This is a genomic window from Nostoc flagelliforme FACHB-838, assembly GCF_014698065.1.
In the GTDB taxonomy this organism is placed as follows: Bacteria; Cyanobacteriota; Cyanobacteriia; order Cyanobacteriales; family Nostocaceae; genus Nostoc; species Nostoc flagelliforme_B.
Genome location: NZ_JACJSI010000661.1, coordinates 1 through 2088, shown reverse-complemented (window position 1 = coordinate 2088; position 2088 = coordinate 1). Strand labels below are relative to the sequence as shown.

Below are 2088 nucleotides of genomic sequence, written 5' to 3'. Positions count from 1 at the left end.
TTGCTTCCAATACACCAGCTTTTATTACAAATACAAGGCATTCGGAATCAGATTCAAATAATACTTATGTACTAGTAATTGGCGCTCGCATTGTGCCAGTTGCGTAAGTCCTGATGTTAATGTTATACAACCACCTGCTCCAGAAAGCCGACAAAGTGCGATCGCAAATATCACACCAACAGCAGGTACAGTCAATGTGAAATTAAAAAATAACACTAACGCTGGTATCTCTTATCAAGCAATTGGTCACACCCAACCTCGATATCTGGCAGGTGGGCAAGAGTTTGTCCTACGAAACTTACCAACACCTATCAGTATTACTTTGGTACGTCAAGATGGCGGACTGCTAAAAGTTATGCCCATGTCTACCCCTGAAAGTGAAGGAACACTCGCTGTCTCGTTAGATGAAACAACCAATTTCGAGAACAATCAAGGCGTATTGAGAATTCAAAAGGATGGCCAAGTCTTTTTGAATTAATTAATATGTCTCACCACATTAATTTTGAGAGCATTAAAACGCTTATTACAGCAACTCAAAATTTCTGTACTATGGCTGAGGTAAAACGTAGAGAGTTTTCTACAATCAGCCATCATCTGAACTCGATATTAGTTAACCCAACATGGAGAATTTGAAATGATCAACTTTATTCAAACTAAGCGGAGTTCTAAAGGAGCTATTGCTCTAGCAATCTCCACATTGCTGCTTGGAGCTTGTACCAATAACTTAGAGCAACAGGGCGCAGTACCAGAAACCAATGTGACTACAGAAGAGGTTGCAGATAATACAAACCAACTAATTGGCAAAACTGTAACAATTAGAAGTACACCCGTCAGAAAATTGGGGCCGTCAACTTTCACAATTGCCGATAAGCAGTTTTTTAATGCTAAACCAATTTTAGTTGTAAATGCTTCGGGTAAAACTTTCACTCTGCCTACTGACCCAAATACACCAATTCAAGCCACAGGCCCAGTTCGTAACTTTGTGATTGCAGATATTAATCGAGATTACAACTTGGGCTTAGATCCAAACTTGTACAAAGAGTACGAAACCCAACCTGCAATTATTGCTCAATCAATTGCACTTGCCCCTAAACCAGGTGAAATTACCACAAACCCTCAACTATACTACGGTAAAAACTTAGCAGTGACAGGTGAAGTAGAAAACATCAGAAATGCCGATTCCTTCACCTTAGACGAAGACAAATTATTTGGTGGACAAGACTTGTTAGTGATACGCGCTGGTACCCCGAAAGCAACTGTCAATGAAGGTGAGAAAGTTGCAGTCACAGGTGTCTTGCGCCCGTTTGTTGTAGCTGAACTAGAACGAGAATATAACCTGAAATGGGATTTAACTTTACAAAAGCAGCTAGAAGCCGAATACAGTAATAAACCTGTGTTAGTTGCAACAGAGGTATATCCCTCAGCAATTCCGCAATAAGGTCTTTTAAGCATTGTCTATCAAGAAAGCTTTTGATCAATAGCCTCAAGATAAATAAGAATAATGGCAATGAATGACAATTCTCAAAGGGGAGATTTTTACAGGCATTAAGTCAAACAGGGGTATTAGTTTTCCTGGTAGCGATCGCTATGGTAGTGAGAAGTTGTAGCTTTTTTGAGGCAAAGGCAACTATCACTAATACATCTAAAATTGCTGAAAACACCGACGAATTTATGTAACCGTTCACAGGATAAGAAACGCTACAGTCAAAAATGGGTTACTGAGATGGTAGATTAAGAGGCATGGATGAAAACTGCCTCGCCTACGGAATTGAAATTTCCGACTCAGATTGGGAAAAGACTCCAGCCAGCATCAAACAACTGGTGGAGAAAATGGGGCAGCATATAAAGCAATCAGAAAAAAGGCTGGCGGAACTTGAGGTCAAATATCAAGAGTTATTAGAAAAAATCAATTGCACATCAAAAGCTCAAGGGAACGTTGATGGATGCAATCATAAAAATAGTCAAGGTTGGCTCGGGGTGGCGGTTACACCTCTAGTCACCTTTTTTGAGATTGCACTTTCCCGTTGTTCGGATGCAGCCCGCAATCTCCTGGGTGAGAACTTTAGCGGGATTTTAAATTCAGACCGA

At 40.3% G+C, this 2088-nt stretch carries 1 protein-coding gene and 2 pseudogenes; all 3 read left to right on the top strand.

Annotation, left to right across the window (positions count from 1 at the left end):
- Nucleotides 1–115: 115 nt before the first annotated feature.
- A pseudogene (locus H6G97_RS50370) lies at nt 116–478 on the top strand (hypothetical protein); the annotation flags it as partial.
- Nucleotides 479–634: 156 nt separating this feature from the next.
- A complete protein-coding gene (locus H6G97_RS50365) occupies nt 635–1438 on the top strand; it encodes a hypothetical protein (RefSeq protein WP_190947686.1) in 804 nt (267 codons plus the stop codon).
- Nucleotides 1439–1740: 302 nt separating this feature from the next.
- A pseudogene (locus H6G97_RS50360) lies at nt 1741–2088 on the top strand (hypothetical protein); the annotation flags it as partial.

What these genes read in the sequence shown, in the direction of transcription:
- H6G97_RS50365 (WP_190947686.1), top strand. Translation starts at nt 635, where the DNA reads ATGATCAACTTTATTCAAACTAAGCGGAGTTCTAAAGGAGCTATTGCT.